Here is a 17,554-nt window from a genome sequence, read left to right as displayed (position 1 = left end):
CTCAGGCTTGGGGCCGCGACGAGGGAAAGATCACACTCGCGGTAGACCTAGCTGAACTTCGTCTGCGACCTTGCCAATCGGACTCCGTCGACGACGATATCGAGTTTTTCGTTGTAGAACGCGATAAGACCGGCGATCTGCCCCACCGCCGGCAGCGGATAGTGGTAGGTCCACGCCAGGTCCTCGTGCACGGTGTCGCCCAGCCGCACCGACCAATAGCCCGACGTTACTCCCTTGTACGGACACAATGTCTGCGTCGCGCTGGTTTCCAGGTGCTCGAAGGACACATCGGCCGGATCGATGTAATACCTTGTCGGCAAACCTGTTTCGAACAGCAGCACGGGAATAGCGGTGTCCGCCAAGGTGATTCCGTCGAGTTCGACCCGCACGTGCCGGTGCGAGCGCAAGGCGTCGACGCGCGCGTACGGATTGCGCGGGTGGCCGTAGATCGGCTCGTCTTCTTCGAACCAGCGCAACGGATTCCATTCGAAGCGCACGGTGCCGGCCACCGCGCTGTCACCGTCGGCGTCGAACACCCGCGCGGCGGACTCGTGCGTCTGGCCGCCACCCACCAGCGAGTACAACCGCGACGGGCCGAATTGCACCTTCTGGGCGTGGTTTTCGTCGCGCAGGAACTCGGTGCGGACGTCGGCGAGCGGGATGTAGTACTGCGGGTAGTAAGGGACTTCCCACACGTATCGGGCGGCGGTGGTGTCGAAGACGAGCGCGTCGCCGAGGTAGCCACGGACCCGCCGCGGGGCGGGTTCGATCCTGCCGCGGGCGGCGGCGGCCTGCGGATAGTCGGCAGAGGCGGTCATCGCTGACCTACTGGTCCTTGGAGGCCAGCCCGGCCGGTGCGTGGCCGATGGCTTTGTGGATGGCGTCGGCCAGCGCCAGGGCGCTCTCCTCGGTCAGTTCCAGCGCCACCCGCGCCGACGGGCCGAGCTGCGGGTTGAGCACGTCGATGTTGACCGTGTGGCCGTAGGGCGCGTGGATGGGATGGTCGACGTACACCGTCGCGCGGTTGGCCCCGAACCATCCCGTCGCACCCTTGCCGCTGCCGTCGATCTCGACGTGTTCGGTGAGATAGGTGCACATGGGAGGCCCCTAGCCTTTCAGGTAGGTGGCGAAGAACTGGTCGATGCGCTGCCAGCCTTCCACCGCGGCCTCCGGCCGGTACGCCGGACGGTCGACGGAGAAGAACGAATGGCCCGCGCCCTCATAGGAGTGGAATTCGTGCGGCTTGTCGAGCCTGGTGAGTTCGGCGTCCAGGGTGGCCACCGCGGCGGGCGCCGGAAACCGGTCGTCGAGGCCGAACAGGCCGAGCAGCGGACAGCTGAGGTTGCCGGCCAGGCCCAGGATCGGCTTCATGGTCTTGGGCATGCCCTCGGGCGGATCCTCGACGATGAACGCGCCGTAGCAGTCCACCGCCGCATCGAACGGCAGCGAGCAGGCCGCCAGGTAGGCGTGCCGCCCGCCCGAGCAGTGCCCGATGACGCCGAACTTGCCGTTGGCCCCCGGCAAGGAGCGCAGGTGCTCCACCGCGCCCGCGACGTCGCCGACCAATCGGTCGTCGGGCACCCCGCCCGCGGCCCGCGCCGCGGCGGCGGCGTCGTCGGGGGCGGCGCCCGGGGCTTCCCGCGAGTAGAGGTTGGGCGCGACGACGTTGTAGCCGCTGACGGCGAGCCGGCGGACGAACTCCTTGGTCTCGAGGTCATATCCGGGCATGTGATGGATCCACACGACGCCGCCCCGCGAGCCCTGCGCGAGCGGCACCGCCTGGTAGGCCTCGATCTCGTCGCCGCCATGGCCGATGATGGTGACGGTCTCCGCGCGCATGGCGTCCGCGCTGGGTGCGTTCATTCGCGACTCCTTTTCTCCGCTCCGGCGGGCACTCCCGGTGCGGCCGTAGCCGGACGCGGAGCGCGTGCGGCGCACCGGGGCCGCTCCGCCGAGAACCAACGTAGCCGAACCGCGGTGGGGTTCAGCTCCGCTTGTCGCGCACCTTGTAGGTGGAGGGCCACGACTTTCGGGACTCGTCCCCGGTCAACGGGGTGCCCATCCCGCCGACCTTGACCGCGTAGGCCTCCTTGCCGGGGCCCACTTCGCGATTGGCGTGCTCCTGGGCCAGGAAGTAGAGCTCGTCGATGGTGGCTTCGTCGTAGGCGACGAACGAGGTTTCCCGTGCGACGTCGTCGATCCCGACCAGCATCCGGTCCGGCAGCAGCCGCGACGCCACCGCCGCCAGCCCCAGCAGCCCGAAGGGAATGATCCAGTAGCACAGGAAGGACAGCGGGGTCTTGGTGTCCAGCATGAGGGCGGCGGTCGTCCCGGCGGGGCCCGCGGGACCTTCCAGGATTGACGGGATGGCCGACGACACCGTCATCGCGGCGAACGTCGCGGCCCAGAGCCAGCTGAGGATCTTGACGATCCGGCGGAACAGCTCGGTTTTGATGATGTCGGGCGCGTGTTCGGCGGCCGCGAACTCGGCCACGAAGGGCTTGCCGACCAGCACCCCGATCAGCGTCACCAGGAAGAGGCCGGCGTTGCTCAGCGGCAGTATCCACCGCTCGAGGAACGACTCACCGAGGGTGAAGGCCAGCACGCCGAGGATCAAAAGCACTGCGACGGAGGCGAAGTCGAAGAACTGCCACTTCCTGCCGAGCACGCCGCCGGCGCCCAGGCTGACGGCGGCGATCGCCAGCGCAACCAGCACGGCCGCGGCGAACGGGACGTTACCGACGAGTACCCAATACACGATCCACGGCGCGAGGCCGAACAGCATGCCCATGCTGGGTCAGTGTATGAGTGGCGGTTTGCTGGGCGGTCGGCGGGCCCAAAATCTTGGTCCGCGCGTCACGGCCACTGCGCCGGCGCCGCGCGATCCCATCAAACATCAACTCCCACAACGGTTTCCTCGTTACCCGGTGGACGTCGGGGTCAGCGCCATCGCCAGGAAGTCCAGCCGCCACAGCGACCGGAACAGCGTGCGCGCGAATTCCCGCACGCGCTCCCCGTCTTCGGGCCCGACGTCGTCGCGCTGTGCCACGCGATCCACGATTTCTCCGATGGTGCGACGACCGTCGACGTGCTGGACGAAGGGCAGCTGAGCCGGGTTGAGTTTCAGCGTCGCGCCGGGCAGGTGGATCGTCTCGACGGACAGCGCGCAGGCCGGGCGCAGCAGCGGGACGTAGCCGAAGCATGCCGCGGCCGAGAAGTCGATCGCGTAGTCCGGTTTCGGGCGTTCGGGGCGGCAGGCGAGAAAGAAGTGGGTGGCGTTCGACGGTTGCAGGCGCTCCATCACCGACCACAGCTTGACGTCGGGGAGCTGATTCACCAGCGACTGGAACCGGCTCGCCGGCGCGATGAAGTCGTGCGGGTAATAGGGCGAATTGCGCAGCCAGCCCTGAAACGTCAGGCCCGCCGCGGCCACCAGGTCCAGACATTCGTCGACGGTGTAGCTCCGTTGGCGGGCATGCAAGAACGTGTCGACCAGGGCGCCCTCGGACATCAGGTCGGTCGCGCTTCGCAGGTAGGGGCGCACCGGGTGGTCCGGCGGTAGCACCGCAAGAGCCTGCACGACCAGCTGGACCGACGTCTCGTCCTGGGACAGTCCGAGGTCGCGGAACGCCGATTCGAGCATGTCGACGCCGATCCGGCCGTATTTCGCGTAGAGCATGACGCCCAGCGCGCCGTCGGTCCGCAGGCACTCGCCGAGCGCGGTCAGCCCGGCCAACGGGTCGGCCGTGTGGTGCAAGACGCCGCTGGAGACGATCAGGTCGAAGTCGCTCGACAATGCCGAGACCTCTTCGACGGGAAGCAGATGCAGGTCCAGATTGTCCAGGCCGTGCTTGTCTTTCAGCCGCCGATGGTGATCCAGCGCCGACCGGCTGACGTCGATCGCCACGACGTGGGCTGCGCGGTTCATGTAGGCCAGCACGGCCGCCTGGAACGTGCCGCATCCCGCGACGAGAATGTCGAGATCCGGCTTGTAGTCGCGGTTCGGCCACATCATCCGATGGGCCCAGTAGGGGTCGAACCAATCCCAGTGGTTCGTGGTCCACGCCGCGAGATCGGTTACCGGGGGCGGATATTCCCACCGATCGTATTGACGGGAGACGCCGTCGCCCCGCGGATCCTCGGTCACTTCGGCGCTGGCTCCTTCGCGGTGGCAGATCGCGCAACCGTACGACGAAACATACTGCGCTTGCCACATTCGGCGGTGGGGACGGCGGCGCGATTCGTTCCGACCTGCCGATGCGGGCGCGCACAATTAGGATTCGGTTCCTGCACCATTGAGGGCGAGGAGTGAACGCATGAAGAACACCGCACGGTTGAGCGGCCCGATCGCCATCGGCCTGGCCGCGTTCGTCGTCCTCGCCACCGCACCGACCGCCACGGCCGACGCCGCCGACGACAACTTCCTGCGCGCCCTGACCCAACGGGGGCTCAGCTGGCCAGCCGGCAACGACCAGACCATGATCAGCGTCGGGCATGCGGTGTGCGCGGACTGGGCGGGCGGGGACACCATGGCCCAAACCGTCGACGACGTGCAGAAGTCGCTGGGGCTGAGCACCAACGGGGCCGGCACCGTGATCGGGGCGGCGACGGCGTCGTACTGCCCCGAATTCCGCAGCAAAATGTAGGACACCGCGCGCTAGGCCCAGCGATCGACTACCGGTCGCGGCCTTCCTCCTGGGCGTATTGGATCATTCGCTCGCTCAGGCGCACCAACGGGATCTTCGTGTCCGCCGGGCATGCAGTAGGCCAGCTGACGCAACTCGATGGCGAATCCGTACAGATCGTGACTTAGGGACGCAACATTCATCAGAAGACTTCTCACATATGAGGACTGTGTACTAGACCGATAAACGCCCGAGCGTTCTTCCCGATCAGACCGCCCCGGAATGCGCTTGCGCGCTACGCCTACCCCGATTCCGCGTCCTCGCAAACCATGACCCCTGCGTCCCGTGCGCGCCCGATTGGCCGGCCCGCAGCCGGGGTGGAGTTTTGTGCCGTCGCTGTCGGGGTAAACGACGGCACGATTCTGACCGCAGTGCCACGGAGTTAGCAGAGCGAATGAACACCCGAGTGTTGCTCGCCGACCGCTATGAGGTCGGCGGCAAACTCGGAAGTGGCGGCATGGCCGAGGTTCGCGAGGGTTGGGACACCCGACTGCGCCGACCGATCGCGATCAAGCTCCTACACCCGGCGGTGTTCGCCCAGAGCGGCATGCGGAATCGCTTTGACGCCGAAGCGTGCGCTGCAGCGGCGCTCAACCATCCGAATATCGTCGCGGTCTACGACAGTGGCGAGCAGAACGGCCAGCCGTTCATCGTGATGGAACGGCTGCCCGGGGAAACCTTGGCTCACGAGATGGCCCGTGGTCCGCTGGCGCAAGCGCGGGTGGGCGCCCTACTCGACAATGTCCTCGCCGCGCTGAGCGCAGCCCACGGCGCCGCCATCCTGCACCGCGACATCAAACCGGGGGAAACATCCTGATTGCCGCCGGCGGCGAGATCGTGAAGGTCGCGGACTTCGGGATTGCCAAACTTCCGGAGGCGACCAACACGCTGACCGGTCAGATCCTCGGCACCATTGCTTATCTGAGCCCCGAGCGGATCGCCGGTGCGCCTGCGTGTGTAGCCGACGATCTCTATGCGCTGGGCGTCGTCGGTTACGAAGCGCTCGCCGGGCACCGCCCGTTTCCGCAGGAGAACATGGCCGCGCTCGCCGGCGCCATTCTGCACGGGCGGCCGCCGCCACTGGCCGGGCTGAGGCCCGACGTCGATCCCCGGCTGATCATGGTCATCGAACGCGCCATGGCGCACGACCCTGGGCGGCGGTTTGGCAGCGCCGACGAGATGCGCGCCGCGCTGCACGGCCGCCTTGACGTGGCGGCAGGCGCGCGGGCCGCACCACGGAGGCACCCGGCTACCAAGCCGCTCGAGGTGCCGGTGCCCAACTCGCCGACGAACACCTTCGTCCCAGCACTGATTCCGCCGACGAGCCGCAGGCGAAAGTTGCTGGGCGTCCTGGCGGCCTGGCGGTACTGATTCTCATCCCACTGGGACTCGCGCTTGACGCGTCGTCCTCCCACGCACCTGTCGAGCCGGCGACCACCGCCACGCCCTCGCCGGTTCCGGTCAGCAATGCCCCACCACCGACACCATCCCCGCCTGCACCACAGCCCGTGGCCCCGCCCTGGCACGGTCCAGGCAAGGGACACGGCAAGGGCAACGGCGGTGGTTACGGAGACTGAGCCCGGGCTCAGCACACGCCGACGCGACCGGCGCCGCCCCGCCCTCGTTCCCAATGTGAGCCGCTGAACACCCTTGCGCTCCAAGGTGTTTCATCATCACAACGTGCCGACAACCCATGCGATGCCGCTACGGTCCAGTGCGGCGCACCGGGAGCCGGTCCGCGGCCAAACCCGGCCGACCCGGTGCCCCCAGTCGGACTCGAACCGACACTGGGCGGATTTTAAGTCCGCTGCCTCTGCCAATTGGGCTATGGGGGCCCGGCGGCGAATCTAGCGCGTCACGGCCGCCCGCGTGGCATCGCATCGCCTCGCTAATTAGCCAGATGTACAACATGCGGGCCGGAGGGGCATCGTCTAGTATCCGCGCGCCGCGCGCGAATTCCCTTATCGGCGCCTCGACCCGAGTGACATCACCATGTCCTCCGACAGGGCCCTGTTAAAACTGACGCCCTTATCGTTAAAAACCCGTAAACGGCTGTAACGCCTGCCCTTTGGGTGGGCAACGTGAGGGTGTGGGTCATTAGCCTTACGCACACGCACAGGGGTCTATACGTGCACACACAGGTCGATCCACGCCGGGGGTCGACTCGTTCCGACATTAGGAGCATTGGATGTCTTTTCTGACAACGCAAACTGAAGAAATGTTAGCCGCGGAGCAGCTGCTCAGCGGAATCAACACCAATCTGGCCGCACAGAACGCGGGCGCGGCGGCGGCGACCACCGTCATCGCCCCGGCGGCCGCCGACCCGGTATCGGCCCAGCAAGCGATCCTCTTCTCCACCTACGGCACCACCTACCAGTCGATCGCGGCCGAGGCGCAGACGTTGCTGGAGCAGTACGCGAGCACCCTGGGCATCAGCTCCAACAGCTACGGCGACACCGAAACCGTCAACGCGGCCCAGGCCCTGCTGTCGAATTCGGACCTGGTCTCCGCCGCCGCGAGCCCCGCTGCCACCGCCGGACCGGGCACCAGCGGCCTGGACATCCTCCAGTACCTGCTGGGCGGCACCGGCAACTACACCAACCCGTCCATGCTCGGCGGAATGTTCGGCCTGTCCAGCAACGGCGCCAACATCTTGAACATCGGCGCCGGCAACTGGGCGTCGGCCGGATCCGACCTGCTCGGCATGGCCGGTGGCGGTCTGCTTCCCGCCGCCGCCTCGGACACCGGTGACGCCGCCGCCGCGGCCGGCGCCGCCGACCTGGCAGCGTCGACCGCACCGGCCACCCCCGCCATGGCCGGCATGGGTGCGATGCCGGCGGCGGCGATGGGCCAGGCGACCATGGTCAGCAAGCTCTCGGTGCCGCCGACCTGGGCCGGTTCGGTCACCCCCGTGGCAGGCACCGCCGCCGCGCCGCTGCAGACGGTCGGCTGGACCGCCGCCGCGCCGCAGGCCGGCGCCGGAACGATCGTGCCGGGCATGCCGGGCATGGGCGCGATGGCCCGCAACAGCGCGGGCTTCGGTGCGCCGCGCTACGGCGTCAAGCCCATCGTCATGCCGAAGGCGTCGAGCCTCTAAGGCGGCGGACAACGACGCGCGCATAAGCCAGCAACGCACCAGTTTTCACACCGAAGGGAACGGAATTAGAAATGGTTCTTGATTTTGCGGGTGTACCACCAGAGATCACTTCGTCGCTCATGTACGCGGGCGCCGGCTCCGGGCCGCTGATGGCCGCCGCCACCGCCTACGCCAACCTGTCGGCCGAGATCAGCACGACCGCCAGCCAGTGGGAGTCGATCATCTCGTTGCTCACCACCGAGCAGTGGACGGGCGGCGGCTCGGCGGCCGCGGCGGCCGCGGCCCAGCCCATCGTGTCCTACCTGACCACCACGGCGGCCGCGCTCGAGCAGGCCAGCGCCCAGGCCACCGCGTCGGCGGCCGCATACGAGGCCGCGTTCGCGGCGACGGTGCCCCCGCCGGTGATCGCGGCCAACAGGTCGTTGCTGGCCACCCTGGTCGCAACCAACTTCCTGGGCGTCAACTCCGCCGCGATCGCCGCGACCGAGGCCCAGTACGCCGAGATGTGGGTCCAGGACGCCACCATGATGGCCACCTACCAGGCGGCGTCCGCGGCGGCGGGCACCCTGCAGCCGGTGACACCGCTGACGTCGACCACCGACCCTGCAGCTGCCACGGCCATCGACAACAGCGCGCTGGCCAGTGACGCCACCAGCGGCACAGTCCAGGCATTGGATGCGCCCATCACCTCGGCCGCCGACCCGCTCGCATCGGTCAGCGCCTCGCTCCCCTTCCAGAGCACCGACCTGCTGCAGTCGATCGACGGCTTCCTGGGCACCCCGTCGGTCCTCAACGGCATCAACGGCGCGGTCAACACCGGGGCATGGTTCACCATGAACGCCATCCCGACCGGGGTATCGCTCGGGCATACCCTGTCCTCGGCCGCCCCGGCGGCAGCCGTCAGTGACGTGGCGCCGGCCGGCGCCGCGGGCATCACCGAAGGCGCGATGGTGAGCGCGGTGACGCCGGCGGGCGGTCTGGGCGCGGCGGCCTCGGCGAGCGTCGGCGAGGCATCCGCGGTCGGGGGCCTCTCGGTGCCGGCCAGCTGGTCGGCCGCCGCCCCGGCCACCGCGGCGGCGTCGACCGCCGCCCCGCTCGAGGGCTCGGGTTGGACCGTCGCCTCCGAGGCCGCCGAACCGGTCACCGCGATGCCCGGCATGCCCGGAATGGCGGCCGCAGCAAAGGGCGCCGGCGCCTACGGGGCCGGACCCCGCTATGGCTTCAAGCCGATCGTCATGCCCAAACAGGTTGTCGTCTGAGAGGGGAACGCTGATATGGGAAAAAGGGGGTACATGTCACCCGTTTGAGGCGAGCAATTAACCGGCAGGCCGTAATCTGTTTACAACGCGGCCACCACTGCATCAAGTCCAACTGTTAAGACTTCGGCGAACTGAAGCTTGAAGATAGGAGACAGCCGACATGGCAACACGTTTTATGACCGACCCGCACGAGATGCGGGCGATGGCGGGTCGCTTCGAGGTGCACGCCCAGACCGTTGAGGACGAGGCCCGCAAGATGTGGGCGTCGTCGATGAACATCGCCGGCTCGGGCTGGAGCGGTCAGGCCCAGGCCACCTCGTACGACACCATGGGTCAGGTCAACCAGGCCTTCCGCAACATCGTCAACATGCTCCACGGGGTGCGCGACGGACTGATTCGCGACGCGAACAACTACGAGCAGCAAGAGCAGGCCTCGCAGCAGATCCTCAGCAGCTAGCGGCCGAAACCGCTGCTGTACAACACTTTTAAGGAGCAAAGCCAATGAGCATTAACTACCAGTTCGGCGATGTGGACGCCCACGGTGCCTTGATCCGCGCCCAGGCCGCGTCCTTGGAGGCCGAGCACCAGGCCATCGTTCGCGATGTGCTTGCTGCCGGCGACTTCTGGGGCGGTGCGGGTTCGGTGGCATGCCAGGAGTTCATCACCCAGTTGGGTCGCAACTTCCAGGTCATCTACGAGCAGGCCAACTCCCACGGACAGAAGGTTCAGTCCGCGGGCAGCAACATGGCCAGCACCGACAGCGCCGTCGGGTCCAGCTGGGCCTGACACCCTCGCTCGACGCCGGGGCCGCGCACCGATCTGGTGCGCGGCCCCGGTTTTCGTATGCCGATCACCGAATGCTCCTGTGCGGCATCGACACTGGATGCGCCCGCCCCAGACCGCTCACCGCCGGACGCGGAACGGCAAGGGCCGCAAGCGGATCTGGCGCATCGCCGCGCCGGGTTCGGTTCCCATCGGGTGCGCACGGGGCCCCGGCCGAGGTCATCGACGGTGTGCTCACATTTGAGAACTCTATGAACTCCGTGACAATCCTGTATGTGCCTTGCCAGAATGTAGGAACATGACCGTGATGCCGGGATACTCCAGCGCGCAGCGCCCTCGCCAAGCGATCCTGGGGCAGCTGCCCAGGATCTCCCGCGCCGACGGATCACCCATCAGGGTTTTGCTGGTCGACGACGAGCCGGCGCTGACCAATCTGGTGAAGATGGCGCTGCACTACGAGGGCTGGGTTGTCGACATCGCCCACAACGGGCGCGAGGCCATGGCCAAGTTCGAGCGCGTCAGCCCCGACGTCCTCGTCCTCGACATCATGCTTCCCGACGTGGACGGGTTACGGATCCTGGAGCGCGTGCGCCAGTCCGACGCCTACACCCCCACCCTGTTCCTCACCGCGCGTGACTCGGTGATGGACCGGGTCACCGGCCTGACCGCGGGCGCCGACGACTACATGACCAAACCCTTCAGCCTCGAGGAACTGGTCGCCCGGCTGCGCGGGTTGTTGCGCCGGTCCGGCCAGCAACCCACGCCGAGCGCCGAAACCCTCAAAGTCGGCGACCTCAAGGTCGACAGCGCCAGCCGGGAGGTCACCCGTGCCGGCGACCAGATATCGCTGTCCTCCACCGAATTCGAGCTGCTGCGCTTCCTCATGCGCAATCCCCGCCGCGCACTGAGCCGCACCGAGATCCTGGACCGCGTCTGGAATTACGACTTCGCCGGACGCACCAGCATCGTGGATCTCTATATCTCGTACCTGCGAAAGAAGATCGACTCCGGGCGCGAACCGATGATTCACACCGTGCGCGGGGTGGGGTACATGCTGCGGCCGGCGGAATGACCCGAGACCGGGATACCGCGCCCGGGGGCTTTTCCCGGTGGTTTCCCCACTCGCTGCGCCGCCAGTTGTTGTTGGGGGTGCTGGGCGTGGTCAGCCTGGTGCTGGTGACGGTCGGAATCGTCTCGGTGCTGAGCCTGCGCAGCTACGTCAACATCATGAGCGACGCCGATGTCACCGAATCCCTGGACGCGTTGAGCCACCAGTACACGAAATACACGAACGGCGAACACGTTTCGTCGCATCCCGGCACCCCGCCGATCTCCCAGGCGATGCTGGAGTTCACCGGCCAGACCCCCGGCAACCTCATCGCCGTACTACACAACGGCACCGTGATCGCATCGGCGGTGTTCTCCGAAGACGAACCGAAACCCGCCCCGGCCGACGTCGTCCGCGACCTGCAAGCGCAATCATGGAGCGACGGGCCGCCGCGCACCGAAACACTCGGCCGGCTGGGGCCGCATCGCGTCGACAGCACCGTCGTCGGGTCCGACGTCCTCGTGGTCGGGGTGTCGCAGAGCCACGCCGACCGGATCATCGCGCGCAAACAGCTCACCACCACCGTGCTCACCGCGGCCGCGTTGGTGATCACCGCCGGGCTCACCGTGTGGGTGGTCGGCTACACGCTTCGTCCGCTGCGCCGACTGGCGGCGATCGCCGCCGATGTCGCCGCCCTGCAACTCACCGGCGACGACCACCGCATCAGCGTCCGGGTGCCGCCGCAGGACACCAACCCGCAAAACGAGGTCGGCATCGTCGGGCACACGCTGAATCGCTTGCTGGACAACGTCGATAGCGCGCTCGCCCATCGCGTCGAGTCCGACCTGCGGATGCGCCAGTTCATCACCGACGCCAGCCACGAATTGCGCACACCGCTGGCCGCCATCCAGGGCTATGCCGAACTGACCCGCCAGGACAGTTCGGCGCTGCCGCCCACCACGGAATACGCGTTGGCCCGCATCGAGTCGGAGGCCCGGCGGATGGCCTTGCTCGTCGACGAATTGCTCCTGCTGTCCCGGCTGGGGGAAGGCCAAGACCTGCAATCCGAGGACGTCGATTTCGCCGAGGTGGTCAGCAACGCCGTCAATGACGCGACGGTGGCCGCGTTAACCCACCACTGGGTCAAAGAACTGCCCGACGAGCCGGTGTGGGTGCGCGGCGATCACGCCCGGCTGCATCAGGCGGTCAGCAATCTGCTCGGCAATGCCCGCGTGCACACCCCGCCCGGGGTCACGGTGACGACCGGAATCACTTGCCGCCGTGACGGTCCCGGCGCACCCTACGCGGAATTGACCGTCGCCGATGACGGCCCCGGCATCGACGAGGACCTGCTACCCAGGTTGTTCGAGCGGTTCGTTCGGGCCGACAAATCGAGATCCAACGGCTCGGGCAACGGGTTGGGTCTGGCCATCGTCAGTTCGATCGTCAAGGCCCATCACGGGTCGGTCACGGCCGAATCCACCGAGGGCAGCACGATTTTTCGGGTACGGCTGCCGTTGATCGACGATCCGGCCCACCCTGCGCCGAGCCGATAATTGGCCCCGGCCCCTACTCACACTTTGTCAGCGCATTTACCGGCTCGGCGGGCCGTAAAGGAACCGTAAAGAGCCGCAGCCTCGCTGTTAGGAAACCGTCAATCGAACGCCCCGGCTGATGACACCGGCGCTAATTTCGAGCTGACCTTGGGTGGTGGGTGCTCGTCGAGGTCTTTCGTATGCATGCACGGGACGGAGAACAGATGGGCGCGGTGGTGTATGTGGTGCTGACTGTGGCGGTGTTCGCCGCACTCGGCGTGGCCCAGAAGTTGGTCGAGCGGCTGTGAACTACCAAAACGCCGTCGGTCTAGTGCTTTCCATCCTCATTGCGCTCTACCTCGGGGGTGCGCTGCTGTTCCCGGAGAGGTTCTAAGTGAACACGACAACGGCCGGGGTCCTTTTCTTCGTCGTTCTCGTCGGCGCGGTCGTGGTCGTGCACGTGCCGTTCGGCGACTACATGTTTCGCGCGTACACCTCGGAAAAAGATCTCCACGTCGAGCGGGTGATCTACCGAATGATCGGTGTCGACGCGCGCGCGGAGCAGACCTGGGGGGCGTACGCCCGAAGCGTGTTGGCGTTCTCGTCGGTCAGCATCCTGTTCCTGTTCGGATTTCAACTCGTGCAGGACAAGTTGCCGTTGCATCTACACGATCCGGCGACGAAGATGACCCCGTCGCTGGCGTGGAACACCGCGGTCAGCTTCGTCAGCAACACCAACTGGCAGGCCTACTCCGGTGAGTCCACCCAGGGCCATCTGGTGCAGATGGCCGGCCTGGCGGTGCAGAACTTCGTGTCGGCCGCTGTCGGGATGGCGGTGGCCGTCGCGCTGGTCCGCGGCTTTGCCCGCCGACGCACCGGCGAGCTGGGCAACTTCTGGGTGGACCTGGTCCGCGGAACGCTGCGCATCCTGCTGCCTATCGCCGTCCTCAGCGCGATCCTGCTGGTGGCCGGCGGGGCGATCCAGAACTTCCACCTGCACGACCAGGTGATCACCACCCTCAACGGGACCCAGCAGACCATCACCGGCGGCCCGGTGGCCAGCCAGGAGGTCATCAAGGAGCTCGGCACCAACGGCGGCGGCTTCTACAACGCGAACTCCGCGCATCCGTTCGAGAACCCGACGGTATGGACCAACTGGCTGGAGATCTTCCTGATCCTCGTGATCGGCTTCTCGCTGCCACGCACCTTCGGGCGCATGGTCGGTAACACCAAGCAGGGCTTCGCGATTGCGGCCGTGATGGCGACGCTCTACACCACCAGCACGGCGTTCATGCTGTGGTTCCAGGCGCAGCACCACGGCACGGTGCCGACCTCGATCGGCGCGTCGATGGAGGGGATCGAGCAGCGCTTCGGCGTCACCGATTCCGGGGTGTTCGCCGCAGCGACCACGCTGACCTCCACCGGCGCCGTCGACTCCACCCACGACTCCCTCACCAGCCTCGGCGGCATGATCGCGATGTTCAACATGCAGCTGGGCGAGGTCGCCCCCGGCGGCACCGGGTCCGGCCTGTACGGCATCCTGATGCTGGCGGTGATCACCGTCTTCGTCGCCGGGCTGATGGTCGGGCGCACGCCGGAGTACCTCGGCAAGAAGATCAACCCTCGCGAGATCAAGCTTGCCGCAAGCTATTTCCTGGTCACCCCGCTGATCGTGCTGACCGGCACCGCGATCGCGATGGCGCTGCCGGGCGAACGGGCCGGCATGCTCAACGGCGGACCGCACGGGCTCTCCGAGGTCCTCTACGCGTTCACCTCGGCGGCCAACAACAACGGGTCGGCCTTCGCGGGCCTGAGCGTCAACACCGACTGGTACAACACGGCTCTCGGCCTGGCCATGGCGTTCGGCCGGTTTCTGCCCATCGTGCTCGTCCTGGCGTTGGCGGGCTCGCTGGCCCGGCAGGGCAGCACACCAGACTCCGCGGGCACCCTGCCCACCCACCGGCCGCAGTTCGTGGGCATGGTCGCCGGCGTCACGTTGATTGTCGTAGCCCTCACGTTCTTGCCCATGCTCGCGCTCGGGCCGCTCGCCGAAGGAATCCACTGATGACCGCGACCGCGATCGACCCGACCGAGCGTCAGGCCAACCCTGCGGCGCCGACCGGCAGAAAACGGGTGCAGGGCGGCCTGCTCGACCCGAAGATGCTGTGGAAGTCCACCCCGGACGCGCTGCGCAAGCTCGACCCGCGCACCCTGTGGCGCAACCCGGTGATGCTCATCGTGGAAATCGGCGCCGCGTGGAGCACGGCGTTGGCGATCATCGAGCCGACGTGGTTCGCCTGGCTGACCGTGACCTGGCTATGGCTGACGGTGCTGTTCGCCAACCTGGCCGAAGCGGTGGCCGAAGGCCGCGGCAAGGCCCAGGCCGAGACGCTGCGCCGCGCCAAGACCCAGACCTTGGCCCGCCGCCTGAAGGACTGGGCGCCCGGCGCCGCCGCGGTGGAGGAAGCGGTCGCCGCGCCGCAATTGCAGCAGGGTGACGTCGTCGTGGTCGAGGCGGGCCAGGCGATCCCGGGCGACGGTGACGTGGTGGAAGGCATTGCGTCGGTGGATGAATCGGCCATCACGGGCGAGTCGGCCCCGGTGATCCGCGAGTCCGGCGGTGACCGGTCGGCGGTCACCGGCGGCACCACCGTGCTCAGCGACCGCATCGTCGTGCGGATCACCCAGAAGCCCGGGGAGAGCTTCATCGACCGGATGATCGCGCTCGTCGAGGGCGCCAACCGGCAGAAGACACCCAACGAGATCGCGCTGAACATCCTGCTGGCCGCGCTGACCATCATCTTCGTCTTCGCCGTCGCGACCCTGCAGCCATTGGCGATCTACTCCAAGGCGAACAACCCCGGTGTCCCGGATGGCCAGGCCCTCAACGCAAGTGGCGTCACCGGCATCGTGATGGTGTCGTTGCTGGTGTGCCTGATCCCGACGACGATCGGCGCGCTGCTGTCGGCCATCGGCATCGCAGGCATGGACCGGCTGGTGCAGCGCAACGTGCTCGCCATGTCCGGGCGGGCGGTGGAAGCCGCGGGCGACGTCAACACCCTGCTCCTGGACAAGACGGGCACCATCACGCTGGGTAACCGGCAGGCCGCCGCCTTCATTCCGCTGGACGGCGTCTCCGCCGAGCAGCTGGCCGATGCCGCGCAGCTGTCCAGTCTTGCCGACGAAACACCCGAGGGCCGTTCGGTTGTCGTGTTCGCCAAGCAGCACTTCGGGCTGCGTGCGCGCACACCGGGCGAGCTGTCCCAGGCCCAGTGGGTGACGTTCTCGGCCACCACCCGGATGTCGGGTGTCGACCTCGACGGCCACCTGCTGCGCAAGGGCGCGGCGAGCTCGGTCGCGGAATGGGTGCGCGCGCAGGGCGGCAAGGTACCCCCGCAGCTCGGTCAGGCCGTGGACGGCATCTCCGCCGGGGGCGGCACACCGCTGGTCGTCGGGGAAAGCCGCGACGGCGATGCGGCGGTACTCGGGGTCATCCACCTCAAGGACGTCGTCAAGCAGGGCATGCGCGAGCGGTTCGACGAGATGCGGCGGATGGGCATCCGCACGGTGATGATCACCGGCGATAACCCGTTGACCGCCAAGGCAATCGCCGACGAGGCGGGCGTGGACGACTTCTTGGCCGAGGCCACGCCCGAGGACAAGCTCGACCTGATCAAGCGCGAGCAGGAGGGCGGCAAGCTGGTCGCGATGACGGGCGACGGCACCAACGACGCGCCCGCGCTGGCTCAAGCCGACGTCGGTGTGGCGATGAACACCGGCACGTCGGCCGCCAAAGAGGCCGGCAACATGGTAGATCTGGATTCCGATCCCACCAAACTCATCGAGATCGTCGAGATCGGCAAGCAGCTGCTGATCACGCGGGGCGCGCTGACCACCTTCTCGATCGCCAACGACATCGCGAAGTACTTCGCGATCATCCCGGCGATGTTCGTCGCGCTGTTTCCCGGCCTGGATCTGCTCAACGTGATGCGGCTGCACAGTCCGCAATCGGCGATCCTGTCCGCGGTCATCTTCAACGCGATCATCATTGTGCTGCTGATCCCGCTGTCGCTGCGTGGCGTGCGGTACACGCCGAGCAGCGCGTCAAAGCTGTTGAGCCGCAACCTGTATGTCTATGGCCTCGGGGGCATCGTCGCCCCGTTCGTCGGAATCAAGGCGATCGACCTGATCGTCCAATTCATCCCAGGGATGTCCTGACATGACGTTCTCGAATTTCGTCCGCCTGCACTGGGCGGCATTGCGCACACTGCTGGTGCTCACGGTGATCACCGGCGTGGCCTATCCCCTGTTCATCTGGGTGATCGCGCAGTTCCCCGGGTTGCGCGACCAGGCTGAGGGGTCGATTCTCACCGCCGACGGAAAGCCGGTAGGCAGCAGACTGATCGGCCAATCGTTCGCCGACCCCGGCGGCAACCCGCTGCCGCAGTACTTCCAGAGCCGCCCGTCGGCGGCCGGCAACGGGTATGACCCCATGTCGTCGGGCGGCAGCAACCTGGGGCCGGAAAGCATCGTCGACACTCCCGCCGACCCGGCGCAACTCGCGGCCGGAAAGTCCGCTTCGGACGCGGGCTTCAAACCGAGCCTGCTGACGACGGTGTGCTCGCGCAGCGCCTCGGTCGGGAAGCTGGAGGGCGTCGACGGGTCGCGTCCGTTCTGCACGGGCGGCGGCGTGGGCGCGGTGCTCTCGGTGATCGGGCCGCGGGACCCGCGGGGCAACGTCATCCACGCGACCCGGGTGGTCAGCGTCAACGAGCCCTGCGGGACGACGGCCGCCCCGTTCCTCACCATCTACCAGGGTGTGCGCGTCGAATGCGCCAAGTACGGCGAGGACTATTCGATCGGGCAGATCGTGCCGGTGCGCGGCGCCGCACCGGCCGTCCCGGCGGTACCCGCCGACGCGGTGACCGCCAGCGCCAGCGGCCTGGATCCGAACATCTCGCCCGCCTACGCGGAGCTCCAGGTGGCGCGGGTGGCCAAAGTTCGCCATGTCAGCCCAGATCAGATCCGTGAAGTGGTCGCGCAGAACCGGAACGGGCGCGGGCTCGGGTTCTTCGGTGAACCGCGCGTCAATGTGCTGCAACTAAATCTGCAACTCGACCACCGGTATCCGGTCACGAGCTAGCGCC

General features: G+C 67.4%; 19 protein-coding genes and 1 tRNA gene. 14 read left to right on the top strand and 6 right to left on the bottom strand.

The window, feature by feature from the left end; genetic code table 11:
- Positions 1-47: 47 nt before the first annotated feature.
- The 5 genes from AC5Y5B_RS05065 to AC5Y5B_RS05045 form a co-directional block, all read right to left on the bottom strand.
- Positions 48-818 (bottom strand): DUF427 domain-containing protein, encoded by a 771-nt coding sequence (locus AC5Y5B_RS05065; RefSeq protein ID WP_500004154.1) that lies wholly within the window; start codon positions 816-818, stop codon positions 48-50.
- Between the two features lie 7 nt (positions 819-825).
- Complete coding sequence (locus AC5Y5B_RS05060; protein WP_500004152.1) at positions 826-1,098, bottom strand: DUF6295 family protein; 273 nt, start codon at positions 1,096-1,098, stop codon at positions 826-828.
- A 9-nt stretch (positions 1,099-1,107) separates the two neighbouring features.
- Complete coding sequence (locus AC5Y5B_RS05055) at positions 1,108-1,863, bottom strand: dienelactone hydrolase family protein (protein WP_500004150.1); 756 nt, start codon at positions 1,861-1,863, stop codon at positions 1,108-1,110.
- 121 nt (positions 1,864-1,984) lie between these two features.
- The gene (locus tag AC5Y5B_RS05050; protein WP_500004148.1) at positions 1,985-2,791 is read right to left on the bottom strand and encodes a hypothetical protein; all 807 of its coding nucleotides are present in this window, start codon (positions 2,789-2,791) and stop codon (positions 1,985-1,987) included.
- 129 nt (positions 2,792-2,920) lie between these two features.
- On the bottom strand, positions 2,921-4,147 hold the full coding sequence (locus AC5Y5B_RS05045; protein WP_500004146.1) for a methyltransferase: 1,227 nt from the start codon (positions 4,145-4,147) through the stop codon (positions 2,921-2,923).
- A gap of 169 nt (positions 4,148-4,316) precedes the next feature.
- On the opposite strand from AC5Y5B_RS05045, the gene AC5Y5B_RS05040 reads away from it, so the two are divergent.
- The 3 genes from AC5Y5B_RS05040 (at position 4,317) to AC5Y5B_RS05030 (ending at position 6,056) form a co-directional block, all read left to right on the top strand.
- The gene (locus AC5Y5B_RS05040; protein WP_500004144.1) at positions 4,317-4,646 is read left to right on the top strand and encodes a DUF732 domain-containing protein; all 330 of its coding nucleotides are present in this window, start codon (positions 4,317-4,319) and stop codon (positions 4,644-4,646) included.
- A 445-nt stretch (positions 4,647-5,091) separates the two neighbouring features.
- Positions 5,092-5,502 carry a protein kinase domain-containing protein gene (locus AC5Y5B_RS05035; protein WP_500004142.1) on the top strand — a complete coding sequence of 137 codons (411 nt, stop codon included), beginning with the start codon at positions 5,092-5,094 and terminating at the stop codon, positions 5,500-5,502.
- A gap of 20 nt (positions 5,503-5,522) precedes the next feature.
- Complete coding sequence (locus AC5Y5B_RS05030; RefSeq protein ID WP_500004140.1) at positions 5,523-6,056, top strand: protein kinase domain-containing protein; 534 nt, start codon at positions 5,523-5,525, stop codon at positions 6,054-6,056.
- Between the two features lie 390 nt (positions 6,057-6,446).
- Here the strand turns inward: AC5Y5B_RS05030 and AC5Y5B_RS05025 are convergent.
- Positions 6,447-6,520 (bottom strand) — tRNA-Leu (locus AC5Y5B_RS05025).
- Between the two features lie 353 nt (positions 6,521-6,873).
- Between AC5Y5B_RS05025 and AC5Y5B_RS05020 the strand changes: the two genes are divergently transcribed.
- From AC5Y5B_RS05020 to AC5Y5B_RS04970, 11 genes are all read left to right on the top strand, one after another.
- Positions 6,874-7,782, top strand: coding sequence for a PPE family protein, SVP subgroup (locus AC5Y5B_RS05020; protein WP_112631953.1), 909 nt, complete (start codon positions 6,874-6,876; stop codon positions 7,780-7,782).
- Between the two features lie 71 nt (positions 7,783-7,853).
- A complete protein-coding gene (locus AC5Y5B_RS05015) occupies positions 7,854-9,041 on the top strand; it encodes a PPE family protein (protein ID WP_500004137.1) in 1,188 nt (395 codons plus the stop codon).
- Positions 9,042-9,201: 160 nt separating this feature from the next.
- Positions 9,202-9,498 carry a WXG100 family type VII secretion target gene (locus tag AC5Y5B_RS05010; protein ID WP_007168951.1) on the top strand — a complete coding sequence of 99 codons (297 nt, stop codon included), beginning with the start codon at positions 9,202-9,204 and terminating at the stop codon, positions 9,496-9,498.
- Positions 9,499-9,542: 44 nt separating this feature from the next.
- Positions 9,543-9,827, top strand: coding sequence for a WXG100 family type VII secretion target (locus AC5Y5B_RS05005; RefSeq protein ID WP_007771417.1), 285 nt, complete (start codon positions 9,543-9,545; stop codon positions 9,825-9,827).
- A gap of 295 nt (positions 9,828-10,122) precedes the next feature.
- Entirely contained in the window at positions 10,123-10,896 is a 774-nt protein-coding gene (locus AC5Y5B_RS05000) for a response regulator transcription factor (RefSeq protein WP_500004131.1), read from the top strand.
- Entirely contained in the window at positions 10,893-12,428 is a 1,536-nt protein-coding gene (locus AC5Y5B_RS04995; protein ID WP_500004129.1) for a sensor histidine kinase, read from the top strand. Before AC5Y5B_RS05000 ends, AC5Y5B_RS04995 begins: the two co-directional genes overlap by 4 nt.
- 203 nt (positions 12,429-12,631) lie before the next feature.
- Complete coding sequence (locus AC5Y5B_RS04990; RefSeq protein ID WP_112631949.1) at positions 12,632-12,715, top strand: potassium ABC transporter ATPase; 84 nt, start codon at positions 12,632-12,634, stop codon at positions 12,713-12,715.
- Positions 12,712-12,801 carry a potassium-transporting ATPase subunit F gene (locus tag AC5Y5B_RS04985; protein ID WP_066871739.1) on the top strand — a complete coding sequence of 30 codons (90 nt, stop codon included), beginning with the start codon at positions 12,712-12,714 and terminating at the stop codon, positions 12,799-12,801. Before AC5Y5B_RS04990 ends, AC5Y5B_RS04985 begins: the two co-directional genes overlap by 4 nt.
- Positions 12,802-14,472: a potassium-transporting ATPase subunit KdpA gene (gene kdpA, locus AC5Y5B_RS04980; RefSeq protein ID WP_500004126.1), complete on the top strand. Its 1,671-nt coding sequence runs from the start codon at positions 12,802-12,804 to the stop codon at positions 14,470-14,472.
- Positions 14,472-16,625 carry a potassium-transporting ATPase subunit KdpB gene (gene kdpB, locus AC5Y5B_RS04975; protein ID WP_500004124.1) on the top strand — a complete coding sequence of 718 codons (2,154 nt, stop codon included), beginning with the start codon at positions 14,472-14,474 and terminating at the stop codon, positions 16,623-16,625. The genes kdpA and kdpB overlap by 1 nt, the downstream gene beginning before the upstream one ends.
- Before the next feature lies 1 nt (position 16,626).
- Positions 16,627-17,550, top strand: coding sequence for a potassium-transporting ATPase subunit C (locus AC5Y5B_RS04970; protein WP_500004122.1), 924 nt, complete (start codon positions 16,627-16,629; stop codon positions 17,548-17,550).
- Positions 17,551-17,554: the final 4 nt, after the last annotated feature.

The sequence above is a fragment of the Mycobacterium sp. NGS33 genome (genome assembly GCF_059812885.1).
This window is presented reverse-complemented; position numbering and strand designations above follow the sequence as displayed.